The 23750-nt window shown below is 65.6% G+C and carries 23 protein-coding genes and 1 tRNA gene; 12 read left to right on the forward strand and 12 right to left on the reverse strand.

Going from position 1 to position 23750, the window contains the following annotated elements; translation table 11 throughout:
• The first annotated feature begins 23 nt into the window (after positions 1–23).
• Entirely contained in the window at positions 24–959 is a 936-nt protein-coding gene (cysK, locus tag FB461_RS06100) for a cysteine synthase A (protein WP_142119882.1), read from the forward strand.
• Between the two features lie 167 nt (positions 960–1126).
• The gene (gene epsC / locus FB461_RS06105; RefSeq protein WP_246046042.1) at positions 1127–1723 is read left to right on the forward strand and encodes a serine O-acetyltransferase EpsC; all 597 of its coding nucleotides are present in this window, start codon (positions 1127–1129) and stop codon (positions 1721–1723) included.
• 29 nt (positions 1724–1752) lie between these two features.
• On the opposite strand, the gene FB461_RS06110 is transcribed toward epsC, so the two are convergent.
• The 3 genes from FB461_RS06110 to FB461_RS06120 form a co-directional block, all read right to left on the reverse strand.
• Positions 1753–2718: an Fpg/Nei family DNA glycosylase gene (locus FB461_RS06110; protein ID WP_142119886.1), complete on the reverse strand. Its 966-nt coding sequence runs from the start codon at positions 2716–2718 to the stop codon at positions 1753–1755.
• A 36-nt stretch (positions 2719–2754) separates the two neighbouring features.
• Positions 2755–3204, reverse strand: a complete 450-nt coding sequence (locus FB461_RS06115) for a ribose-5-phosphate isomerase (RefSeq protein ID WP_142119888.1) — start codon at positions 3202–3204, stop codon at positions 2755–2757.
• 102 nt (positions 3205–3306) lie between these two features.
• Positions 3307–4122, reverse strand: coding sequence for a calcium-binding protein (locus tag FB461_RS06120; protein ID WP_170222631.1), 816 nt, complete (start codon positions 4120–4122; stop codon positions 3307–3309).
• Positions 4123–4406: 284 nt separating this feature from the next.
• Between FB461_RS06120 and FB461_RS06125 the strand changes: the two genes are divergently transcribed.
• A complete protein-coding gene (locus tag FB461_RS06125) occupies positions 4407–6401 on the forward strand; it encodes a M13 family metallopeptidase (RefSeq protein WP_142119892.1) in 1995 nt (664 codons plus the stop codon).
• A gap of 84 nt (positions 6402–6485) precedes the next feature.
• On the opposite strand, the gene FB461_RS06130 is transcribed toward FB461_RS06125, so the two are convergent.
• On the reverse strand, positions 6486–7010 hold the full coding sequence (locus FB461_RS06130; protein ID WP_142119894.1) for a DUF6328 family protein: 525 nt from the start codon (positions 7008–7010) through the stop codon (positions 6486–6488).
• Positions 7011–7253: 243 nt separating this feature from the next.
• Here FB461_RS06130 and FB461_RS06135 point away from each other — a divergent pair, with 243 nt between their 5' ends.
• Both FB461_RS06135 and FB461_RS06140 read left to right on the forward strand, forming a co-directional pair.
• The gene (locus FB461_RS06135; protein WP_142119896.1) at positions 7254–7547 is read left to right on the forward strand and encodes a DUF4287 domain-containing protein; all 294 of its coding nucleotides are present in this window, start codon (positions 7254–7256) and stop codon (positions 7545–7547) included.
• Positions 7548–7571: 24 nt separating this feature from the next.
• On the forward strand, positions 7572–8816 hold the full coding sequence (locus FB461_RS06140) for an alpha-amylase family protein (protein ID WP_142119898.1): 1245 nt from the start codon (positions 7572–7574) through the stop codon (positions 8814–8816).
• Here FB461_RS06140 and FB461_RS06145 read toward each other — a convergent pair.
• The 3 genes from FB461_RS06145 to FB461_RS06155 form a co-directional block, all read right to left on the reverse strand.
• Positions 8811–9677 (reverse strand): NAD-dependent epimerase/dehydratase family protein, encoded by an 867-nt coding sequence (locus FB461_RS06145; protein ID WP_142119900.1) that lies wholly within the window; start codon positions 9675–9677, stop codon positions 8811–8813. The two genes, FB461_RS06140 and FB461_RS06145, sit on opposite strands and share 6 nt — an antisense overlap.
• Positions 9604–9756 (reverse strand): FAD-dependent monooxygenase, encoded by a 153-nt coding sequence (locus FB461_RS06150; RefSeq protein ID WP_142119902.1) that lies wholly within the window; start codon positions 9754–9756, stop codon positions 9604–9606. Before FB461_RS06150 ends, FB461_RS06145 begins: the two co-directional genes overlap by 74 nt.
• Positions 9757–9839: 83 nt before the next feature.
• On the reverse strand, positions 9840–10457 hold the full coding sequence (locus FB461_RS06155; protein ID WP_142119904.1) for a mycothiol-dependent nitroreductase Rv2466c family protein: 618 nt from the start codon (positions 10455–10457) through the stop codon (positions 9840–9842).
• A gap of 173 nt (positions 10458–10630) precedes the next feature.
• On the opposite strand from FB461_RS06155, the gene pepN reads away from it, so the two are divergent.
• Both pepN and FB461_RS06165 read left to right on the forward strand, forming a co-directional pair.
• The gene (pepN, locus tag FB461_RS06160) at positions 10631–13195 is read left to right on the forward strand and encodes an aminopeptidase N (RefSeq protein ID WP_142119906.1); all 2565 of its coding nucleotides are present in this window, start codon (positions 10631–10633) and stop codon (positions 13193–13195) included.
• Positions 13196–13225: 30 nt separating this feature from the next.
• Positions 13226–14050, forward strand: coding sequence for an aldo/keto reductase (locus FB461_RS06165; protein ID WP_211349845.1), 825 nt, complete (start codon positions 13226–13228; stop codon positions 14048–14050).
• A gap of 185 nt (positions 14051–14235) precedes the next feature.
• On the opposite strand, the gene malQ is transcribed toward FB461_RS06165, so the two are convergent.
• Positions 14236–16395 carry a 4-alpha-glucanotransferase gene (gene malQ / locus FB461_RS06170; protein ID WP_246046044.1) on the reverse strand — a complete coding sequence of 720 codons (2160 nt, stop codon included), beginning with the start codon at positions 16393–16395 and terminating at the stop codon, positions 14236–14238.
• A 93-nt stretch (positions 16396–16488) separates the two neighbouring features.
• On the opposite strand from malQ, the gene FB461_RS06175 reads away from it, so the two are divergent.
• Genes FB461_RS06175 through FB461_RS06185 form a run of 3 tightly spaced genes read left to right on the forward strand, consistent with a single transcriptional unit; the run spans position 16489 to position 18881 of the window.
• Complete coding sequence (locus tag FB461_RS06175; RefSeq protein ID WP_142119913.1) at positions 16489–17493, forward strand: mechanosensitive ion channel family protein; 1005 nt, start codon at positions 16489–16491, stop codon at positions 17491–17493.
• Positions 17494–17523: 30 nt separating this feature from the next.
• Positions 17524–17967: a globin gene (locus tag FB461_RS06180; protein WP_142119915.1), complete on the forward strand. Its 444-nt coding sequence runs from the start codon at positions 17524–17526 to the stop codon at positions 17965–17967.
• Positions 17964–18881 (forward strand): acyl-CoA thioesterase, encoded by a 918-nt coding sequence (locus tag FB461_RS06185; RefSeq protein WP_142119917.1) that lies wholly within the window; start codon positions 17964–17966, stop codon positions 18879–18881. Before FB461_RS06180 ends, FB461_RS06185 begins: the two co-directional genes overlap by 4 nt.
• Before the next feature lie 124 nt (positions 18882–19005).
• Here FB461_RS06185 and FB461_RS06190 read toward each other — a convergent pair whose 3' ends face one another.
• The 3 genes from FB461_RS06190 to FB461_RS06200 all read right to left on the reverse strand — a co-directional run bounded on the left by FB461_RS06190 (position 19006) and on the right by FB461_RS06200 (position 21984).
• The gene (locus FB461_RS06190) at positions 19006–19473 is read right to left on the reverse strand and encodes an acyl-CoA thioesterase (RefSeq protein ID WP_142119919.1); all 468 of its coding nucleotides are present in this window, start codon (positions 19471–19473) and stop codon (positions 19006–19008) included.
• A gap of 57 nt (positions 19474–19530) precedes the next feature.
• Complete coding sequence (gene ettA / locus FB461_RS06195) at positions 19531–21213, reverse strand: energy-dependent translational throttle protein EttA (protein WP_142119921.1); 1683 nt, start codon at positions 21211–21213, stop codon at positions 19531–19533.
• A gap of 240 nt (positions 21214–21453) precedes the next feature.
• Complete coding sequence (locus FB461_RS06200; protein WP_170222635.1) at positions 21454–21984, reverse strand: single-stranded DNA-binding protein; 531 nt, start codon at positions 21982–21984, stop codon at positions 21454–21456.
• A 156-nt stretch (positions 21985–22140) separates the two neighbouring features.
• Here FB461_RS06200 and FB461_RS06205 point away from each other — a divergent pair.
• A tRNA-Arg gene (locus FB461_RS06205) sits at positions 22141–22213 on the forward strand.
• Positions 22214–22288: 75 nt separating this feature from the next.
• Here FB461_RS06205 and FB461_RS06210 read toward each other — a convergent pair.
• Positions 22289–22990 carry an SOS response-associated peptidase gene (locus tag FB461_RS06210; RefSeq protein ID WP_142119925.1) on the reverse strand — a complete coding sequence of 234 codons (702 nt, stop codon included), beginning with the start codon at positions 22988–22990 and terminating at the stop codon, positions 22289–22291.
• A gap of 320 nt (positions 22991–23310) precedes the next feature.
• Between FB461_RS06210 and FB461_RS06215 the strand changes: the two genes are divergently transcribed.
• Complete coding sequence (locus FB461_RS06215; protein ID WP_142119927.1) at positions 23311–23655, forward strand: ArsR/SmtB family transcription factor; 345 nt, start codon at positions 23311–23313, stop codon at positions 23653–23655.
• Positions 23656–23750 lie beyond the last annotated feature (95 nt).

The following is a 23750-nucleotide window of genomic DNA, read 5'->3' on the forward strand; positions in this document are numbered from 1 at the left end:
CAACACAGAAGAACGGAAAAACCATGGCAAAGATCTACGACGATGCTACCCAACTGATCGGGCGCACCCCGCTCGTCCGGCTGAACCGCGTCACGGAGGGCGTCAACGCTACCGTGCTCGCCAAACTCGAGTTCTACAACCCGGCCAACTCGGTCAAGGACCGCATCGGAGTCGCCATCGTGGACGCCGCGGAGAAGTCGGGTGAACTCAAAGAGGGCGGCACCATCGTCGAGGGAACCTCGGGCAACACTGGAATCGCCCTGGCCTGGGTGGGTGCGGCTCGCGGATACAACGTCGTGATCACGATGCCGGAATCGATGTCGAAGGAGCGCCGGGCACTCCTGCGCGCACTCGGCGCTGAGCTCATTCTCACGCCTGCCGCGGAGGGTATGCGCGGCGCGGTAGCCGCTGCAGAGAAGGTCGCCTCGGAGCGTCCCGGTGCGATCCTCGCGCGCCAGTTCGCCAACCCGGCCAACCCGGACATTCACAAGCGCACCACGGGCGAAGAGATCTGGGACGACACCGACGGCAAAGTCGACATCCTCGTCTCCGGCATCGGGACCGGCGGAACCATCACCGGCGCGGGCCAGGCGCTGAAGGCGCACAACCCCGACATTAAGCTCGTCGCCGTTGAGCCGAGCGAATCGCCGCTCCTGAGCCAGGGTCAGGCGGGGCCTCACAAGATCCAGGGAATCGGCGCCAACTTCGTCCCCGAGGTGCTCGACACCGATCTCTATGACGAGGTTGTCGATGTCTCCTCTCAGGCAGCCATTGACACGGCCCGCGAGACCGCGGCCAAGGAGGGTCTGCTGGTCGGCATCTCCTCCGGTGCGGCGATCCGGGCCGCCCTCGATGTCGCGGCACGCCCCGAGAGTGCCGGCAAGACGATCGTCGTGATCGTTCCCGACTTCGGCGAGCGCTACCTGTCGACGCCGCTGTTCGAGGGTCTGTCCGACTAAGCGCCACTCGGATGCTGGCGGCGGAAGCCGTCGCCAGCATCCGCTTGGGTCCTGACGAACCCGACCAACGACGGAAGTCGGATGGCGGGTCCAGAGCCGATCGAAAGATCCGACCGACGGGAACCGCAAGCATCGCCCGGCCATCTCACTGTTATCTGGAGGATTCGGTGTCGTCTAAGAAGTCACGATTTTTCACCACTGTTCGTGGCGATATCGAGGCGGTACGCCGCGGCGACCCGGCCGCCCGCACGACGCTCGAGATCGTCCTCACCTACCCAGGCCTGCACGCGGTTTGGGGACATCGGCTCGCCCACGCCGTGTGGCTACGTCCTGGGGGCAAGCTACTCGGCCGTCTGATCTCGCACGTGAACCGCGCGCTGACGGGAATCGAGATCCATCCGGGTGCCCAGTTGGGCAAACGGCTGTTCATCGACCACGGGATGGGCGTTGTTATTGGCGAGACGGCGCAGATCGGGGACGACGTGGTGCTGTTCCACAATGTCACCCTCGGCGGCCGCTCCATGTCGAGGGGAAAGCGGCATCCAACGCTGGGCGACTGCGTCGTCGTGGGTGCGGGCGCCAAAGTGCTAGGCCCCGTCTGGATCGGTGATGGGTCGCAAATCGGCGCAAACGCCGTCGTGGTCAAGGACGTGCCCGCCGGCATGATCGCCGTAGGCGTACCGGCTACACTCCGAGCCGCCAAGCGCCATGAACCAGGCGGTCCGATCCAGGACCCCGCGCTCCTGATCGAGTACGTCATCTGATCGCGGCCGACCTCCGTGGCCGAACAGCGCTACAGGGGCGAGCCGGTAACGCGCGGGCGAGTTCCCTTTCCGCGCTGACAGGTGGGACACCAGTAGAGTTTGCGCCCCGAAAGTTCGCGTAGCCCGATGGGCGTCCCGCACAGCCGGCAAGGCCGGCCATCGCGGTGATACACATAAAACGCCTCACTGCTGGGCACGGCGTCGGCGTCGAGATCGGTATTCTGCCGAGGGCCGCGCGGCGCCGATTCGCCGTCGCCGCGGTCTGATGGCACGGTGGTGACGATGCGCCCCGTCGCGGCCCCCTGACGCATCAGCAGTACGAGGTCATCCCACAGCCGCCTCGCCACGGACTCGCTCACTTCGGCGCTGGGAATCAGCGGATCGAGCCCTGCTCTGAAGAGCACCTCCGCCCGGTAGATATTGCCGACGCCCGCGATGATCGACTGGTCCATGAGCGCGGCCCCGACGGGCATCCGACGTTTCTTGAGCGCGCCGACGAACCGGGCGGAGACGGCGTCGCCCCTAATGGGATCCGGGCCGAGCTTCGCGATCACTCGGGCCCTCTCCTCGGCATCGATGACCTCGCATACCGTCGGCCCGGTCACGTCTGCGACGGCGTGTTCGCTCATGAGCCGCACTCGCACCTGACCGCGGGGTGGCGGAGGAAATTCGGCGCCTCCTGGCAGTGCGTTCTCGCGCTCGCTCATCCGAAGGCGGGGCGCGCCGATCGCGTGCGCGACGGTGAGTTCGCCATCTCCGGCGAAGGTCCAGGAGCCGTAGAGGCCGAGGTGGGTATGAAGGTAAAGGGGCTCGTCCCCGCTGAAGCTCAGGAATAGGCGCTTCCCCCATGCCTCAGCATCGGTCAATTGGCGGCCGGTGAGCAGGCGCGCGCCCGCGTCGAAACGTCCCTGCGGGCTAGTGACCTCGAGTACCTGACCCGCGAACAACGAACTCATCGTGTTCGCGAGCCGGTGAATCGTGTGTCCCTCGGGCATCTAGGCCGCCGGTTGCCGCCGTCTCAATGCCTGTGTTCAGCGGGCATTCTCGTACGCTGAGACCTGATCGATGCGGCGCTGGTGTCGCGCGAGACCGGTGAAGGGTTCGGCAAGGTACGCGCGCACGATCTCCAGGGCCTCGGCCGCTGTGTGCTGACGAGCGCCGACCGCCACGACGTTGGCGTCGTTGTGCTGGCGCGACAGGCGCGCCGTTTCGACGCTCCAGGCCAGGGCAGCACGAACACCCCTGACCTTATTTGCCGCGATCTGTTCGCCGTTTCCGGAACCGCCGATGACGATCCCCAACGATCCCGCCTCGGCGACAACCGCCTCGGCCGCTGCGAAGCAGAAAGCCGGGTAATCATCCTCGATGTCGTATTCGAACGAGCCGTGATCGACGACATCGTGACCATCAGCTGCCAGCTGCTCGCGGAGGTACTCCTTGAGTTCGAAGCCGGCGTGGTCGGTACCAATGTGAACGCGCATGCGACCATTTTGCCCTATGAAACGCGAAGGGGTTGGCCGGGGTCCCGATCCCTGCTGGTATCCAGACTCCGGCCAACCCTCGCTTAGTTGGACGCTCCCTCGTCAGCTGGAGGGCTGTTCGGCTTGGTAGACCTCATCGCGTCCGGCACCGCCGACGAGTCGGTCCTTCCCGGTTCCGCCTTCGATGAAGTCGTCACCCGTGCCGCCATGAATGTAGTCCGCGCCCTTGCCACCGAAGATGACGTCGGCGCCAGCCTTACCCCAGATCTTGTCATCTGATGCACCGCCGTCGATGCGGTCGGCACCTGCGCCGCCGTTGATACGGTCTTTGCCGCCCGCACCGCTGATCTTGTCATCGCCGGTGTTGCCGCGAAGGGTGTCGTTGCCACTGTTTCCGCGGATGGTGTCGTTACCTGATGCGCCTTCGATCAGGTCATCCCCTGACCCGCCTTTCGCGAAGTCGTCCCCGGCGCCGAGGTTGATCGTCTCATTTCCCGACTGTCCAGCCACCCAGTCGTTGCCGGCATTGCCGTAGATGGTGTCGTTACCGGTGTCACCATAGATGGTGTCATCGTCATCGCCCCCATGGAGGATGTCGTCATCCTGGTTTCCGTGGATCCAGTCCTTGCCGGCGCCGCCGTAGATGGTGTCGACCCCAGCGTTGCCGTTGATCTTGTCGTCACCGGCGTCTCCGGAGATATAGTCCTGTCCGTCGCCGCCCGTGATGACGTCGTTCCCATCCCCGCCGCAGATGGTGTCGTTTCCGGCCAAGCCGTTGATGGTGTCGTTTCCGGCGAGCGCCACGATCACGTCGTCGCCATCGGTTCCGTTGATGACGTCGTCGCCATCGGTTCCGATGATGGTGGCTTCCTTGCCGTTACACGTGACGGTGGGTACTGCGGGATCGTCAGCAGCCACAGCGAGAGCTGATCCGCCGAATGCGACGGCTCCCACTGCCGCCAGGGACAGAATTCCGATTCTTGCTTTTCGTATGCGTACGTGTGTCATCTCTTGATCTCTGCTTCCTATCGGTTGCACGGTGCTCTCAACATAGGCACTTATCCTCACGACTCGCATTTGGAGAAGGCCACGCACACGGAATGATCACATTGTTCGTCCTTCTGTCCACAGAACCGTTTCGATCCTCGGACACTCGGTGACGTGAGCCGAATCTGTCATGAATCGCACCTACGCTGTATGACATGCCATCAGATTTCCACCCGCGCCGCGCAGCAGTTTCCGGCATCGATGTAGCCGCCATCGATCAAAACATCCGCCCGCAGGACGACCTCTACCATCACGTCAACGGGCGCTGGCTCGCCTCGCACGAGATCCCCGCGGACCGGGCAGCCGATGGCGCTTTCCGCGAACTCGCCGACCAGGCCGAGCGGCAAGTGCGGGACATCATCACCGAAGCCCAGGACTCGGCCACTTTGGGTAGCGTCGCGGAGTCGATCGGAGCACTGTACGCGAGCTTCATGGACGTCGACCGCGTCGAAGCGGCTGGCTACGGCCCCTTGCGCGAGAACCTTGATGCCATTGCCTCCGCCTCGTCCCACGCGGAGTTGACTAAGCTGCTCGGTTCCCACCAGCGGTCTGGCGGCCCAGCTATCGCAGGGTTCTGGGTCGATACCGATCGCGACGATCCCACCGCATACACCCTCTATCTGATGCAGGCGGGCCTCGGCCTGCCGGACGAGGCCTACTACCGCGAGGAGAGCCACGCCGAGACGCTGGTCGCCTACCGGGATCACATCGCCGCCACGCTCGCACGCGGATTCTCGGCTGAGCCAGAAGTCACGGCGGACCGGATCGTCGCGTTGGAAACGGCGATAGCCAGCCATCACTGGGACGCTGTCCGCAATCGCGACGCTCAAGCGACCCACAACCCGATGTCCCTGTCCGAGTTGGTGTCGAGTGCGCCCGGCTTCGACTGGCGGTCATGGGCCGACGCGGTCGGAATTCCCGCGATCGCGCACGAGCGCCTGATCGCGCGCGAGCCGGACTTCTTCACCGGGGTCAGCCAGGTCTGGGCTGATTCCGAACTCGCGGATCTGAAATCGTGGGCGACCTTCCACACGATTCGCAAGTTCTCCCCGTATCTCCACGGCGCCGCAGTGGACCTGAACTTCGATTTCTATGGCCGAGTCCTCACCGGAGCCACAGAGGTCCGCGAACGATGGAAGCGCGGGGTATCCCTCGTCGAGGGAGCCCTCGGCGAAGCGGTGGGGCAACTCTATGTGGAGCGGCACTTCCCCGCGGAGCACAAGCAGCGGATGGACGAGCTGGTCGGCAACCTGATCAAGGCCTACCGCGCCTCCATCGAGGATCTCGACTGGATGGGGCCGGACACGCGCAAGCGGGCGTTGGAGAAGCTGTCGAAGTTCACGCCGAAGATCGGCTACCCGGATAAGTGGCGCGACTACTCGGGCCTGGAACTCGCCTCCGACGACTTGGTCGGCAACGTACGCCGATCGAACGAATTCGACCACGCCTTCGAACTGGCGAAGTTGACTTCGCCCGTGGACCGCGACGAATGGTTCATGACCCCGCAGACGGTGAATGCGTACTACAACCCGGGCATGAATGAGATCGTTTTCCCCGCCGCGATTCTGCAGCCGCCCTTCTTCAACGCGACAGCGGATGACGCGGCGAACTACGGCGGAATCGGTGCCGTGATCGGCCACGAGATCGGTCACGGATTCGACGACCAGGGATCGCGATACGACGGCGACGGCCGCCTGATCGACTGGTGGACCTCAGCCGATCGCGGCGAGTTCGAGGCCCGGACGAGGGCTCTGATCGAGCAGTACGACGCGTTCATCCCCGCGCAACTGTCGGGGCGCGACGTCCACGTCAATGGCGCACTGACGATCGGCGAGAACATCGGCGACCTTGGCGGCCTCACCATCGCGCTCAAGGCATACGAGATCTCGCTCGGAGGTTCGCTGGACGAGGCGCCCGTGATCGACGGCCTGACCGGAGTGCAGCGCGTCTTCCTCTCCTGGGCTCAGGTGTGGCAGCAGAAGATCCGCGACGAGGCGCTGATCCAGCGCATCAGCGTGGACCCTCACTCCCCGAACGAGTTCCGGTGCAACGGGATCGTGTCGAACCTCGACGCGTTCTACGAGGCATTCGGTGTCGTGCAGGGCGATGGCCTCTACCTGGACCCCGCGAAGCGCGTCAAGATCTGGTAGCAGCTTGGGCTACTCCCGAATAGTTGCGCCGCTCGCCAGATAGTTGCGCCGCGCTGACGGATGAACGCCGCCAAAGGATGTTCGTCAGCGGGCAGCGGCGGAGGTCTCGTCCTCACTGCGGTGCGCGCCCAGACGGCCCGCACCGAGCCTTGGCACGAGCGCCCAGAGCGTGGTGAATAGCACGCCTCCCACGCCCAACGCGACCCACCCCGCAACCCGACCGACGGTGAAGTCGACGATGAGGCTCGTCACCCCCGCCGCGAGCACGGCGACCGTCACCATGTTCGCCACGAGGAGGCGGCTGCCGACCTGCACGACACGCGCCTTCTGCCGGCGCCCGAAGTAGATGCGGTGCAGGCTGACGGGAGCCAGCCCCAGCGCGGTCGCGATGGCGGCGAGACCGACGAGGACGAGGTACAGCGTCGACTGGTATCGGTCCAGTTCGCCGAATCTCGGCTGGAACGCGACGGCGAGCAGGAAACCGCTCACGATCTGTGTTCCGGTCTGGGCGACGCGCAGTTCTTGGAGAATCTCGTTCCAGTTGCGATCGGCGCGCTGGTTCGGGGTTTCCAGCCTGCCGTCGTCGTCCACGGATTCCGCGCTAGTCACGTGGTCATCGTAGGCACAACCAGGGCCGGTGGTCCTGCGCTGCGGCGACGTTCACCATGCCCCGCACCGCTCGGCCGCACTCGATGCGGGCACGAGCGGGCGCGTGTGGGGTCGTGCCATCCCCGTCAGCGCGTTGGTGCGCGTCTGCGGCCACTAGTGTGGTGTTACGGCCCACTCCCCGTGGACCCAGAAGTTCACCAACCGCATCCTGCTGCGGCAGGACGATCACCGATAGGAACGGGCATGTCCTTCCAGGCGTATCTGAGCGCGATAGAGACCAAGACAGGTCTCACCCCGCGGCAACTGCTTGAGCAAGCACGCGATCGCGGCTTCGGGCCGGAAAGCAGGGCCACCCCGATCATCGAATGGCTGAAGGACGAGTACGGGCTCGGCCGGGGGCATGCCATGGCCATGGTGCATGTGATCACCAAGGGCGATCGGATCTCGACCAAGCATGTCGGAACGGGCGGCGCACACTCGGACGCGTCCGATCGGCTGTGGCTCGACGGCAAGGACTCGATTCCCGCCGATTGGTGACGAGTTCTCGGTGAGGAGATCGCGATGGGTTGGATCGAACACTCCATCTGGTGGCACGTATATCCGCTGGGGTTCTGCGGAGCGCCGATCCGCGATGCGGCTCCCGTGCCAGCGCACCGGCTGCGACACCTGCTGAATTGGCTCGACTACGCCATTGAGCTGGGGGCCTCAGGGCTCCTTCTGGGACCGATTTTCGCCGCGCAATCCCACGGCTACGACAGCGTGGATCAGTTTCGCATCGACGCCCGCCTCGGTGACGACTCGGACTTCGATTCGTTGGTGGCCGCATGCCGCGAGCGCGGCCTGCGCGTGGTCCTGGACGGGGTGTTCAGTCACGTGGGCGTGCAGCACCCCGAGTTGCAGCCCGCCCTGATCGAGGGGAGGACGAGCGCTCCCGCCGAACTTTTCGACATTGACTGGGATGCCCCGGGCGGCCCCGCGCCACGGGTGTTCGAGGGGCACGGCGACCTCGTCCGGCTGAACCACGCCACCGAGCGGACGGCCGACTATGCGGTCCAAGTGATGACGCATTGGCTGGATCGCGGTGTCGACGGGTGGCGACTCGACGCCGCCTACTCGGTCGCGCCCGACTTCTGGGCACGAGTGCTGCAGCGGGTTCGCGCCGCCCATCCCGGCGCGTGGTTCCTCGGGGAGGTTATCCACGGCGACTACTCCGATTTCGTGGCCGCGTCGGCACTGGACTCGGTCACGCAGTACGAGTTGTGGAAGGCCATCTGGTCATCGCTGCGCGACAGGAATCTCTTCGAGTTGGACTGGACGCTGCATCGCCACAACGACCTCCTCCAACGATTCATCCCCAACACGTTCATCGGGAATCACGACGTCACTCGCATCGCCAGCACGCTGGGGCCTAGTGGCGCCGTGGCGGCGCTAGCGATCCTCATGACAGTCGGCGGCATTCCGTCGATCTACTACGGCGACGAGCAAGGCTTCACTGGGATCAAGGAGGAGCGCGCCGGCGGTGACGACGAGGTCCGGCCCGCTTTCCCGGGTACCCCCGCCGAGCTCGCGGCAGAGGGCTGGCTGATCTATCGGGCTCACCAGGAACTCATCGGATTGCGCCGCCGTCACCCGTGGCTGACTACCGCGACCACCGAGACGCTCCGGCTGGAGAACACCCACTACGCCTATCGAACCCGATCCGCGAACGGCGCGGACTACCTGGACGTCATCATCGACCTGGATGGCGGCCAGCCGGTGACGATCCTCGATCCGGCCGGTGGCGCGCTCTGGCCCACCGGCTCATAGGCGGGCGCGCCAGGCTCTAGCGGTGGACGCGATGGTTTCCTCCCACTCAGTGGCGTCAACCCCGAACCGTTCGGTCGTCTCGGTGCCATCGGCGATATACGGCCGCTCGAACTGGTATAGCGCCCCAGTCACCTCCCGCAGAATCGGCAGCGCGAAGCCCCCGACTCTGAGCGTCCATGTCGGTATCTTCCGCAGTCTCGGCTCCCCCATCCCAACGGATTCTCCCAGCGCCCGGGGCACCTGCCGAGCGCTGCGGGGCGGCGCGGACGGCACGATCCACGCCGATCCCCACGCCTTCTCGTCCCGTCCGACTGCCGCAAGCGTTGCGGCCACGTCGTCGATTGCCGTCCACGCGTGCGGCTGATCTGGGTCACCGAAGACGGATGCCGTCTTACCCGCCAAGGTGGCTTTCGCGTACATGGCGAGCAGGCCGCTGCTCACGGGCAACGTCGGGCCGATGTAGTCCGACGCCCGCGCCTCGGTGACGCGAACCCGCCCGGCCTCGTGCACCGCGAGCGCCTCTTGCCACATACGAGCCCGCAGTTCGCCCTTGTGATCCGACGGTCGCAGCGGGGTCTCTCGAGTCATCGGCCCGTCGGGCGGGCCATAGCCATAGAGGTTGCTCGCCGTGACCAGCACGGCACCGGAACGTTCCGCGGCGGTGAGAATCGATGCCGCAAGCGGCGGCCAGAGCCGCTCCCACTCGGTATACGAACCCGGGTTGGCGCAGTTGTACAGGGTTTCGGCTCCGCTCGCTTGCACTGTCAGCGCGTCGGGGGCGGACGCATCAACCGCGACCGAGTCGACTCCCGGGATTCCGGTGGCGCGCCCCGCGCTGGAGAATTCGCACGCGCTGCCCATCGCGGGCTAGCAGAGCCGCCAGCGCCGTTCCGACTGGACCCGCGCCGATAATCACCTGTGGTGCGCTCGATGTCGCCATGGGGCAACTATGTCAAACATTCCGGCACGCGGGCCGTTGTCAGCCGCTCCGCGGTGATTCCGAGCCCTACTCTCCCGGCCCTCTCAGTCGAAGATCGGGCCCTGCGTGCGCGTGCGCTTGAGTTCGAAGAAGCCGGGTGTGGTCGCGACCAGGACGCAGCCGTCCCACAGGCGTCCGGCGGCCTCTCCCTTCGGCGCGGGGGTGACGACCGGACCGAAGAACGCCACGCCGTCGAAGGCGACCACGGGCGTGCCGACGTCCTCACCGACCAGGGAGATTCCTTCCTGGTGTGAGGCTCGCAACTGCTCATCGACCTCGTCGGTGTGCGCCACCTCGGCGAGGTCAGCCGGGAGGCCCGCCTCCGCGAGTGCCTCCGCGATGATCGCGTCGAAGTCGGTGCGCCCACCCGGGTGAATGCGCTGGCCCATCGCGTCGTAGAGCGGCTTGATCACGTCGTCGCCGAATTTCAGTTGGGCAGCGATGATGACGCGGACAGGTCCCCATGCGCGCTTCATGATCGCCTGATACTTCTCGGGCAGATCCCGCCCTTCGTTGAGCACCGCCAGCGACATCACGTGCCAGCGGACCTTGATCGGCCGGACGGCGGTGACCTCGTCCATCCAACGTGAGGTCATCCATGCCCAAGGGCACGACGGGTCGAACCAGAAATCGGCGTAATCGCCGGATGCGTTCTCTGCCATACATCCAACGCTAGCCCACGTCCGGCGCATCGCCAGCGCCCGGGGGCGCGTTCGGCGTGCTTCGACGGCGAGCGCGGACGAGTGGATAGGAATCCGGCAGGAATGCGTGGAAAGATTGATTGAGTGATCTAAACCGATCCCGACCTACATCAGTTGCCACATTGAGGAGCACCATGCCCGGGGAGAACCTGACCCGCAGTGAGGCCGTGCAGCGCGCGGCCACCGTCACCACGCACAGCTACGACGTCACCCTTGACCTCACGCAGGGCCCGGAGACATTCGAATCGACCACGGTGATCCGGTTCGACGCGACCCCGGGTGGATCGGCCTTCCTCGATCTGGTCGCGCCTCGTCTGCGCGAGATCGAACTCAACGGCGTTGCGCTGGACGTGAATGCGATCTTCGAGGACTCCCGTATCGCGCTCAGCGACCTGAAGGCGCACAACACCGTGCGCGTGGTCGCGAACGCCGCGTACACCAACACCGGGGAGGGTCTGCACCGCTTCGTCGACCCGGTCGACGGCGAGGCCTACCTCTACAGCCAGTTCGAGGTGCCCGACGCTCGTCGCATGTACGCGACGTTCGAACAGCCCGACCTCAAGGCGACGTTCGCCTTCACCGTGCGCGCGCCCGAGGCTTGGAAGGTCGTCTCCAACTCCCCCGCGCCCGCACCGGTGAAGCACGGCGACGGCACTGCGACGTGGTCCTTCGCCCCGACCCCCCGCATCTCGACGTACATCACAGCGCTCGTCGCCGGCCCGTACCACGAGGTGCGCGGCGAGCTAACCAGTTCCGACGGCAGGACGATTCCGCTCGGCGTGTACTGCCGCACCTCGCTCGCCGAGTTCCTGGACGCGGACTACATCCTGGAGACGACGCGCCGCGGGTTCGCGTTTTTCGAGGCGAAGTTCGACGTTCCCTACCCGTTCGAGAAGTACGACCAGTTGTTCGTCCCCGAATACAACATGGGCGCGATGGAGAACGCCGGCTGCGTGACGTTCACCGAGACGTACGTGTTCCGCTCCAACGTGACCGATGCCATCCGCGAGCGGCGCGTCGTGACCATTCTCCACGAGTTGGCGCACATGTGGTTCGGCGACCTGGTCACCATGAAGTGGTGGAACGACCTGTGGCTCAACGAGTCGTTCGCGGAGTGGGCGTCCACCCTCGCGACCGCCGAGGCCACCGAGTGGCACGACGCGTGGACCACGTTCGCGTCAATGGAGAAGGCGTGGGCATACCGCCAGGACCAGTTGCCCTCGACGCACCCGATCGTCGCGCCGATCAACGATCTCGACGACGTGCAGGTGAACTTCGATGGCATCACCTACGCGAAGGGCGGCTCGGTGCTCAAGCAACTCGCCGCGTGGGTGGGTCTGGACGAGTTCCTCGCCGGCGTCTCCGCGTACTTCAAGAAGCACGCGTTCGGCAATACCGAGCTGAAGGACCTGCTGGTCGAGCTCGAGGCCTCCTCGGGGCGGGATCTGTCCACCTGGTCGCGGCTGTGGCTCGAGACGGCTGGCGTCAACACGCTGCGGCCGCTCATCGAGATCGATGGCGACGGCATCATCACCTCGTTCGAGATCGAGCAGACCGCCATCGCCGAGCAGCCAACGCTGCGCCCACACCGCCTCGCCGTCGGCTTCTACTCACTCGTCCCCGGCGAGGACGGCCACGAGTCGATGGCCCGCGTCCACCGCGTCGAACTCGACATCGACGGCCCGGGCAGGGCCGTGCCGCAACTGGTCGGGCTTGAGCGCCCGCAACTCGTACTGCTGAACGATGACGATCTCGCATACGCGAAGATCCGCCTCGACGCGGATTCGTGGGAGGCTGCCATCGCCCACCTGTCCAAGGTCGAGGACACCCTGGCCCGCGCCCTGATCTGGGGTTCGGCGTGGGACTCGACTCGTGACGGCGAGTTCCCCGCCAGCCGCTTCATCGACCTGATCCTCGACAACGTCGCCGTGGAGGACCAGTCGACGACGTTGCGGACCGTACTCGGCCAGCTGCTGATCACCGCTCGCACGTTCGTCGCGCCACAGAAGCGCGCGGCAACCCTGGAGAAGGTCGCCGATCGGTTGTGGGAGCTCGCATCCGCTGCTCCGGCGGGCAGCGATCAGCAGCTTCAATTCGTGAAGACCTTCGCGGCCGTGGCCTCCACGAACACCCACGCGCAAGTGCTCGCGAATCTGAAGTCGGGCGAACTCGTCCTCGAAGGCCTGGCCATCGACACCGACCTCACCTGGGAGCTGCTGGACGGGCTCGTCCTCACCGGCGCCGCCGGAGAGGCAGAGATCGCGGCCCAGCTCGCCGCGGACGATACCGCGAACGGTCGACAGTTCGCCGCCCGAGCGCGCGCCACGGTGCCGGATCGGGAGGTGAAACTCGCCACCCTGAAAGCGATCATCGCGGACAGGGATGCACCCAACGCGATCATCCGCCACACCGCAGCCGGGCTCGGTCACGCAACGGACCCCGCACTGCTCGATGTGCTCGTCGAACCGTACTACGACGCGATCACCCAGATCTGGCGGGACCGCTCGTTCCACATCGCCGATGAGCTCATCGAAGGGCTCTTCCCGGCGGCGCTGGCTACCCGGGAACTCGCCGATAGCGGGACCGCCTGGCTGAACGCCCACCCGGACGTTCCGGCGGCGCTGCGCCGCTACGTCCGCGAGCAGGTGTCTTCCACCGAGCGCGCGCTCACCGCGCAGCGCGTGGACGCCGCGAACTAAACCTCACCACCAAAGATTGGACACGAAATCATGACCATTCCCGACATCCGCCTCTCCGCCTCGGTGACCATCCCGCAGGTCGGTTTCGGCGTGTTCCAGATCCCCGACGAGGAAACCACCGCCGCCGTCGAGACGGCCATCGAAGCGGGCTACCGTCACATCGACACCGCCGCGATCTACCGGAACGAACGCGGAGTGGGCCAGGCGCTGACAAGCAGCGGCATCGCCCGCGGCGACATCTTCGTGACGTCGAAATTGTGGCCGGACGACTTCGCGGCCGCCGACGTGCGCCCCGCGCTGGAGAAATCGCTGTCGCTGCTGGGCACGGACTACCTGGACCTGTACTTGCTGCACTGGCCGGTTCCCGGCCGCGGTGCGTACGTGGGTGCCTGGGAGGAAGTGCTCAAGGCACGCGAGGAGGGACTCATCCGCGAGGCAGGCGTCTCCAACTTCACCCCTGAACTACTGAGCGACCTGATCGAGCGAACGGGAGTGACGCCCGCCATCAACCAGGTGAAGCTCGACCCGACGTTGCAGCAGCCGGCGCTGCGCGCCTACCACGACGAGCACGGCATCGTCACCGAGGCGTACTCGCCCCTCGCCCAGGGAGAGGTGCTGGGGAGCGAGCCGATCACCACGATCGCCCAGGCACACGGGGTGACGCCCGCACAGGTCGTCCTGCGCTGGCACATTCAGCACGGCACGGTGGTGATCCCCAAGTCGGTGACGCCCGAACGGATCGCATCGAACCTCGACCTGTTCGGGTTCGAGCTCTCGGCCGACGAGGTCGCGCTGATCGACGCCATGGACGCCGGAGACGCGGTCTGGCAGACGCCGCTGACTTTCCTCAACTAACGCGGCCTGGCAGCCTCATCGTTTGCGCGAATTCTGTTCGTTCGCGGCGGTTCAATACGCGGCATGCGAATCGGAAACCCGCAAACGATGGGGCGCAGTGGCGGCGGCACAGCGAGCGCGCTGGCCAGGTCGGCAGGTGCGGGTCGGCAGGTGCGGGTAGGCAGCTAGGCAGGTGCGGGTAGGCCCTAGCCGCGCCCCTCGCGCATGATGGCCGCAATGCGCTGGGCGAGTGGGATATCCGGCAGTTCCTCCAGCCACACTTCGTGGCCCTTGCCGTCCCCGAGTGGAACGCGCCAGTTCGGGTATTCCTGGTCCGTGCCCGGCTGGTTCTGCGTGCGGTCCTCCCCGACCATGTCCGCGAGGGCCACGCCGTGGAGCAAAGAATACGTCTGCGCCAGCAGCGCATGGAGAGCGACGACCACATCCTCGCGGCTCGCCGGAAGTTCAATCAGGTCGCGACTCGCGAGCAGCCGCTCTACGCCCGCGATCTCTGCCTCCGCCTGAGCCAATTCCCGTTCGACCGGAACGGTGAGCAGTCCGAGTTGTTCGCGCAGCGTGACGTGCGCGTACTGCAGGTAGCCCGCGGTCGGTGGGAGGTCGTGAGTGGTCACGGATGCCAGCGCCGCAGGGCGATAGTGTTCGGGCGGCTTGATCGCCCCGTCCCAGTCCCGCTCGAACCAGAGCACGGATGTACCGAGTAAGCCGCGGTCGGCGAGGTAGTCGGAAACCCAGTGCTCGAAAGTACCCAGGTCCTCACCGATCACGACGACGCCAGCGCGCTGGGCCTCAAGGCAGAGGATGCCGATGAGCGCCTCGTGGTCGTAGCGCACGTAGGCTCCGGAGCTGGGCGGGGCTCCGTCAGGAATCCACCAGAGCCGGAACAGCCCGATCACATGATCAATGCGCACGGCCCCCGCATGGCGGAAGACGCTGTGAAGCATGCCACGGAACGCCTCGTATGCTGTTTCCTCCAACCGATCGGGGCGCCACGGTGGCTGCGACCAGTTCTGGCCGAGTTGGTTGTACATGTCCGGCGGGGCCCCCACGCTCACCCCGCGCGCAATGATGTCCTGCTGCGACCAGACGTCCGCCCCGTGCGGATGCACCCCCACGGCGAGATCTTGCATGACACCGATCGACATGCCCGCATCAAGGGCGCTACGCTGCGCCGCGGCAAGCTGCTCGGCGGCCACCCACTGCAGCCACTTGTGAAATCCGATCTCCTTACCCACATGCTTGCCCAACTCAAGCACTGCGGGACTCGTAGGCGAATCGAAACCGTCGGGCCAGTCGATTCCGTCGAATCGCTCGTAGAGCACGGACCACAGCGCGAAGTTTTCGAGCGCGGCCCCCTGGTCTTCGCAGAACTGGTCGAATGCATCCTGGCGAGCGGGAACTCTCGGCACCTGGTAGACCAGCCAGAGCGCCTGCAGCTTGGCATCCCAGGCCGAATCTCGATCCACGAACTGACGGGAGAAATCGCCGCCCGAGGCCTGCCCCACGGCTCGGTTCACGCCCACTCCCAGCGCCTCGACCTCGGCTCGAGCGCTGGCATCGAGATAGGCGGCCTCGCGAATCTGTTCGACCCGGATGTACCAGGGACTTACGAAGCGACGGGAGGTCGGCAGATAGGGCGACGGCGTCAGGGGCGAGGTCGGTTCAACGGCGTGCACGGGATTGATAAGGACGAAGTCGGCTCCGAAGCGACGAGCCACCGTGTGGCAAAGATCTCCCAGATCGGCGAAATCGCCGACGCCCCACGATTGCCGCGAACGGATCGAATACAGCTGCGTGGTGACGCCCCAACTCTGCTCCGCAGGCAGCGGTGCCCGCGGCGGCACGACGATGATGGTCCCCGCCACTGTCACACCCTCGCTGGTGGCCACGAGCGAGTGGTACCCGAGCGGGAGTTCCGCGGGAACCTCGAAGGTTGCGCGTCCGATCAGCCGACCGGCCACCTCACGCGGATCAAACCACCGATCCAATTGGGCCGGGAGAACTCGTCCACCCTCCTGTTCCAGATCGATGTGCACCTGAACGGCGCTGCCGTGGTCCACGTGGACGGGGAACTCGCGCGCTTCGCCCTGCCGCACGACGATGCTCGGCGGTACCCGCCGCAGCCACGCGGAGTCCTGCGCGCGCCGAATCGATTCCTCCACCTCGGCGCCGCTGCTTGCCGGAACATCCAGCGCCGCAAGCACGGCGCGCAGCGTCGAACTGGAAACGCGTTCGATACTGCCCGAATGCCCCTGATAGGAGTCTTGAATGCCGTGGAGCGCGGCGAGCGCTAGCAGGCGGTCGGATGCGGGCTCGGCGGGACCGGCTGGCGATACGAGTTGCTCCACTCTGAGAATCTTGCCAGATGCCGCGCCTCGTCGAAGGCGAAGGCGCGCGCCGGTTCGAAGAGTTTTACACACCGGACAAGTAGCCTTGACACTATGTCTGTCGCATCGATCTTCTCCATGGCAGCCGGGCCGGTTGCACCCGGCGCCCACGTCAGCGACGCGCACTCGATCGTTCTCGCCGCCGCGGGGACCGACCTGGGCGAGGAGGCGGAGTCCTGGGTCACGAAGGCTCTGAACTGGCTCGTCGGAGCGCCGCTGCACATTCTGGCGATCATTGCCGTGTCGATCATCCTCCTGGCCGTACTGCATCGCATCATCAAGGCCGCAACCAACAAGATCGTCCGAGGAACGGCGACGGGAGCGTTAGCGAAGACTGAGATCGGTGCGGCTCTGCTGCAGGTCTCGGCGCTGGATTCACCGCGCCGCGAGCAGCGCGCCCGCACCGTCGGAACGGTGTTGCGCTCCGCGTCGAACCTGATCGTCGCCGCTGTGGCGATCCTGATGATCCTCGACATCATCGGAGTGAACATAGCCCCGCTCGTCGCGTCGGCCGGAATCGTCGGCGTCGCGCTCGGCTTCGGCGCGCAGACGCTTGTGAAGGACTTCCTCTCGGGCATCTTCCTGCTCATGGAGGATCAGTACGGCGTCGGCGACGTAGTGCGCATCGGCGAGGTGACGGGCACGGTGGAATCCGTGGCCCTGCGCGTTACCCGCGTGCGCGATGTCGATGGCGTGCTCTGGATTATCCGCAATGGCGAGATCCTCAAGGTCGGAAATACCTCCCAGGGCTGGTCGCGCGCCTCGGTCGCAGTCCGAGTGCCGCACGACTGCGACCTGGAGTCGCTGTATGAGGCGCTGGGCGAGGCCGCGCAGCAGGTGGCCGATGACGAGGTACTTTCGACCGTCATACAAGGCGCACCGACGATCGGCGGCATCGAATCTATGACCTCGAACTCGCTCACGATCCGCGCCGCGATCCGAACCGACCCCGACCGCGTGTTCGATGTGGCAACTGCGCTACGCCTGGCCGTCAACCGCGAGATCGAGAAGCGCGGCATTGCACTCGCACCTGACGTGCCGCCCGGCCTGCTCGCGTAACCCGCCGTCAGCGGGGGGATAATGTCCAACATGAAGTTGCCTGCTCCCGACCCCGCACCAGGGCTGCCCGAATCGTTCTTCGATCGTATTGGCGGGCACGAGACCTTTGGCCGGCTGGTCGAACTCTTCTACCAGGGCGTCGCCGCCGACCCGATCCTCAACCCCATGTATCCCGAACGTGATTTCGGACCTGCCAAAGAGCGCCTCCAGCTCTTCCTCGAGCAGTACTGGGGCGGGCCCACGACGTACTCCGAGCGGCGCGGCCATCCGCGCCTGCGCATGCGGCATCAGCCGTATCACGTGAATCCCGAGGCACGGGACCATTGGCTCGCCTGCATGCGCGCCGCCGTCGAGGCCCTGGCTCTAGCCCCCGCCGACGAGGCGATCCTGTGGGACTATCTGGAACGCGCCGCGCACTCCCTGATCAACACCTTCGAACCCACTCCCCCGGTCCCCGGAGGTAACGCGGAATGACATCGCCCGGCGACACTCATCGGCCCACCGTTCAGGATGAGCCCTCCAGGCCGCTCGAGCAGCTATGGCAGGTGCTGAACCTCGTCCCGACGCTCGCCTCCGACGGGCGTCACGCGGACAGTTCCGTGTTCGCAGGCACGTCGCTCCATCAGCCGACCGGGCGTGTTTACGGCGGCCAGGTCCTCGCGCAGTCGCTGCTCGCCGCAGGCGCGACGGTGGTGCCGGAGCGGCTACCGCATTCCATTCACGGCTACTTCATGCGCCCGGGGGTCGTCGAGAAGCCGCTGCTCTTCGGCGTTGAGAAGTTACGAGATGGGAAGTCGTTCTCGGCGCGCCGGACGCACGCCTACCAGGAGGGCGAGCCGATCCTGTCGATGATCACCTCGTTCCAACTGCAGCAGCCGGGCCTTGAATTCGCTGTGCCAGCGCCGCAGGTGCCAGGGCCGGATGAACTGCCGACGGCCACCGAGCATCTCGCAGGGATCGATCATCCCGCTGCCGCGTTCTGGGGCACAGATTCACCCTTCGACATCCGTCACGTCGACGCGCCTCTGTTCCTGCGGCCTGACCCGCGCAAGGTTCCACACCAGCACGTGTGGCTGCGCTCCAAGGGGCGCGTCGAGGCGTCGCAACTTGAGCATCGTGCGGCGCTCGCCTACGCCTGCGATCAGTTGATCCTGGAACCGGTGATGCGCGGGAGTGGCATCTGCTGGATCACTCCGGGGCTCAACCTTGCCAGCATCGATCACGCCATGTGGTGGCACCGAGACGTACGCATCGATGAATGGCTGCTCTTCGAGTTGTCCGCGATCTCGGCCAGCGGTGGGCGGGGCCTTTCGACGGCTCGCGTCTTCGCCGCGGACGGCACGCTCGTTGCGACCATCAACCAGGAGGGAATGCTGCGCGTGCCGTAGCCTGCGGGTCGGCTGTCGCCAACGTCTGCTGGCCCAGTCCGCAGCCGACTTGGGGGAACGACGGGCCGCGTGTGCCTGGATCTCGACGTTGCCAGCACGTGACCGGGTCGCTCGCCCCGGCGCGCTAGCGGCGGAAAGTCAGCGGAGGCGCCAGGGCACCCGTGAGCGCGGTCTTCTCCTCGGCCGTGAACTTGCGCGGCCGTTTGGTCTCGGGATCGATGAGAACGAGCGTCGTGCGTGCCCGGGCGCAGACGGTTTCGCCGTCGAACACCTCGTAGTCGATATCGAAGCTGGCGCCGCCGATCGCGGAGATCCAGAGTTGGATACGCGCGGGCTCGGCGAGGTGACCCAGTTGCGCCAGGTACTCGATGCGGTGGCTGGCGACGAAGGTGAGCGTCTCGCCGCTGGTACCAGCGCCGATGACAGCGGTGTGGGGATCGGTCGGTTCGGCATCGACGCCGTTGCCCCGCCCATTCCAGAAGGCGGCAACGCGCGCTTCTTCCAGCAGCGTGAGCATCGCGACGTTGTTGACGTGCCCATAGGGGTCGAGGTCGCTCCAGCGAACGGGGACTCTGACGGTGAGCTTGGCCATGACTCCTCCGAAGGTGCCGCCCGGGCCGCCGGATTCGGCGGCCCGGGCGTGGTTGTCTTAGTCGCGGGTGAGTTTGCGGTAGGTGACGCGGTGCGGGCGGGCCGCGTCCGCCCCGAGGCGGGCGACCTTGTTCTCCTCATACGAGGCGAAGTTTCCCTCGAACCAGTACCAGTTGGCCGGGTTTTCCTCGTTGCCCTCGTAGGCGAGGATGTGCGTCGCCACGCGGTCGAGGAACCACCGGTCGTGGCTGACGACCACGGCACAGCCCGGGAACTCGAGCAGCGCGTTCTCGAGCGAGCCCAGTGTTTCGACATCGAGGTCGTTTGTCGGTTCGTCGAGGAGTAGCAGGTTTCCGCCCTGCTTGAGGGTCAGTGCCAGGTTGAGGCGGTTGCGCTCACCACCGGACAGCACGCCTGCGGGTTTCTGCTGATCGGGTCCCTTGAATCCGAACGAGGCCACGTAGGCGCGAGACGGGATTTCGACGTTTCCGACCTTGATGAAGTCGAGACCGTCGGAGACGACCTCCCACAGGGTCTTCTTCGGGTCGATACCGCCGCGCGACTGATCGACGTATGAAATGTGGACGGTCTCACCGACCTTCAGGTCGCCGCCATCGAGCGGTTCGAGGCCGACGATCGTCTTGAACAGCGTCGTCTTTCCAACACCGTTCGGGCCGATGACGCCGACGATGCCGTTGCGCGGTAGCGTGAAGCTCAACCCATCGATCAGTTTTCGGTCGCCGAACCCCTTCTCGAGGTTCTTGGCTTCGAGCACGACGCTTCCAAGGCGCGGCCCCGCTGGAATCTGGATCTCTTCGAAGTCGAGCTTGCGCGTACGCTCCGCCTCGGCGGCCATCTCCTCATAACGCTGCAGACGCGCCTTGGATTTCGCCTGTCGACCCTTGGCACTCTGACGGACCCAGTCGAGTTCCTCGGCCAGACGCTTAGCGAGCTTCGCGTCCTTCTTGCCCTGAACCTCAAGGCGGGCGCCCTTCTTCTCGAGGTAGGTCGAGTAGTTGCCCTCGTACGGGTATAGGCGTCCGCGGTCGACCTCGCAGATCCACTCGGCGACGTGATCGAGGAAGTATCGATCGTGGGTCACGGCGAGCACGGCGCCGGGGTAGGACGCGAGGTGCTGCTCGAGCCAGAGCACGCTCTCGGCATCGAGGTGGTTCGTGGGCTCGTCGAGGAGGAGCAGGTCGGGCTTCTCGAGCAGCAGCTTGCACAGTGCGACCCGGCGTCGCTCACCACCCGACAGGACCTTCACGTCGGCGTCCGGCGGGGGGCAGCGCAGGGCGTCCATCGCCTGTTCGAGTTGGCTGTCCAGATCCCACGCGTTCGCCGCGTCGATGTCCTCCTGCAGCGTGCCCATCTCGGCGAGAAGAGAGTCGAAATCGGCATCGGGCTCGGCCATCAGCGCGGAGATCTCATTGAAGCGGTCAAGCTTGCCCTTAATCTCGGCGACGCCCTCCTCGACGTTGCCCAGGACGGTCTTGTCGTCGTTCAACGGCGGCTCCTGCTGCAGGATGCCAACCGTGTATCCGGGCGAGAGGCGCGCCTCGCCGTTCGACGGCGAGTCCAGGCCCGCCATGATCTTGAGGATCGTTGACTTTCCCGCACCGTTGGGGCCAACGACACCGATCTTGGCACCAGGCAAGAAGTTCAGCGAAACGTCATCGAGGATGACCTTGTCGCCGTGCGCCTTGCGCGCCTTGTACATCGAGTAAATGAACTCAGCCAATGATTTCTCGTCTCTTCATCCGGGGCGTCGTGCCGAAGTCGCCGAACGCGATCCTCGTGCGTGGCACGAGGCGCGGTCCCGGGGCAGGTCCCGGTTCGGGGCGACCGTTGATCCAGCCGCCCATTCTACGCTGAACGGCCCGGCGAAGGTTGAACATTCGCCGGGCCGTCCGCGCTGGCAGGCGGACGCGCTAGAACGGCACGACTGCGCCGTGGGCCGAGGGCCGTTCATCCTTTCCGATCACACGGGGACGCGAAGCGTGTCGTCGACCTCCAGTTCCTCGTCGCCCGCGTTCGTCAACTCCCCCGTTTCGGCGTCAACCCGGCGGTCGCTGTCGCCGGCTACGTCGTCGACTGCGGCCTCGGCCGCCTCGTTGTTCCCCTTGCCGAGTTCTTCGACAATGCGCACCGTGCGCGAGTAACGCGACGTTCCGAAGTTGAGATCGGGTCCGATCGAGTAGGCATCGATCACCAGTTGCGTGACCGGTTCCCCATCCGCGTTGGTCCAGGTCTCCAGCCACGGGTGGCCGGTGACGACGACCGGATCGGACTTTCGGACCGACTCGGCAACGTTCTCGGCGAGCCGTCCCCACATGCGAACGGTGTACCAGGTGGTCTTCGCGTCGATCCAGTTGCCGGTCTCGCCGTCGCGCTGCCGAACAGAATCGGCGATGCGGAAACTGGCCACCTTATTGTGATTGGCGGTCTCCCGTAGCTCGGGAGTCGTACCGGCCCAGCCGTGGATCGTGAGCTCTGAGCGGCGGTTAGTCATGTGAACCTCCAAGGTCGTGGCGCGCCAGGTGCGCGCCGTGCCAGGAATGTTTCCGCAAATGGCGACGGAGGACTCGTCCAAAAAGCCGTTGTGGAAAAGTTCCGCGCATCGCGGCATGACGCCAGGAACGGCTCCGGAGTAGGTAAGATCGACGGTGCCCCCGTAGCTCAAGGGATAGAGCAACGGCCTTCTAATCCGTAGGTTGCAGGTTCGAATCCTGTCGGGGGCGCTCACTGAACAGGCGTCATTGCGAAATCTTCACTTTCCAGTGCTGCGCAAGGGCGCAAAAAGGGCGCAACCAGTCTCACGAAAGCGGCTCGATCAGCGCCGGATCGTCCCCACGCAACGGCGCAACCTCGTGATGGACAAGCTCGCGTGCGATCGGGAGTGACGCGGCGGCAACACGGTCGAGCAACTCCTGATCTCCGGCGACTGTCGGGTCGAGCCATTCATCCCAGAGGTCGCGCGGGAGGGGCACTGGCTCGCGGTCGTGCACGTCGGCGATTGTGTGCACGGCGTCCGAGGTGAGCATGGTCGCGGTGAGGTGCCAGCGGGCGTCGTCGTCCTTGTCGGCAGCAGGGTCGCGCCACCACGAGTAGAGGCCTGCGAGCGCGAGATCCCCGTCGGGCAGATGGATATAGTGCGGTCGGCGAGACGCCCCCTCGCCGACCCATTCGTAGTATCCGCTCGCCGGAATGATCGCGCGCTTGGACTTCACGGAAGCCTTGAAGGCTGGTTTCTCGGACGCGGATTCGATGCGCGCGTTGAAGGTCGCGAATCGAGACGTGAGCGTCTTGGACCACGGTGGAGTGAGTGACCACTGCGCCAGTGCGATGCGCCGCTGGAATTCCGCCTCACCGGCGACCGACTCGAGGAGGATCGGTATGGAACTGCTGGGGGGAATGTTCCACGACGGCTCCCAGAGGTCGGCCGGTGCTTGCACCACAGCGCCGAAGATCCGCGCGAGATCGCCGACCGATTTCGGCTGAACGTAGCGACCGCACATGAGACGAGCATCGCACGAGAAGACCGTCCCAGCCTCCCGAAGGAAGGTGTGGGCGGCGCCTAGCCGCGTGTGAGTAGTGTCGCAGCCGCGTTCCGAAGAACTTCTGGTGGTGTGGAGTCCATGCGTTCTTCGTTAGCACAATGCCGTCACACACTGGGCGCCAATCCCCTGGGCGGCCAGCGACGGGGGTGGCAAACCCGGAAGGCGGCTGAGTTCCAGCGCTGCCGGTAACCTGCCGGACTCGATTCCATCGAAAGTGACGGCGCATTCCGGCTCGCTCCGGTTGATGAAAGCCCACGAGCGCCTTAACGTATAACCAAATGGTTATACAAACACAGTCGCAGCGCCTGACCGACGACGAGGTCGATCGGATCTTCCACGCCCTTGCCGACGCCACGCGCCGCGACATCATCCAGCGGACCCTCACAAGGGAGCAATCGCTGACCGAACTGGCCGCGGACTACGACATGTCGTTCGCGGCGGTCCACAAGCACGTCTCCGTCCTGGAGGGAGCCGGTCTCATCACCAAGCACGCCAATGGCCGCGCGCGCCTCGTCCAAGCCAATCCCAGCATGCTGCGCAAGGTGCGTGGCCTGCTCGACGAATACGAACAGATCTGGCGCGGTCGCATCGAGCGCCTCGACGCTCTGCTCGCCGAGGATTGACCCGTGTCGACCCGGCTCGACAACGATTTACCCCGTCGATCCAGCTCGCCGCACAACAGATCTCAGACCCTTCGAGGTTCCGCCGACCTCCGTCC

Origin of the sequence: Rarobacter faecitabidus (assembly GCF_006716265.1) — a bacterium.
Lineage (GTDB): Bacteria > Actinomycetota > Actinomycetes > Actinomycetales > Cellulomonadaceae > Rarobacter > Rarobacter faecitabidus.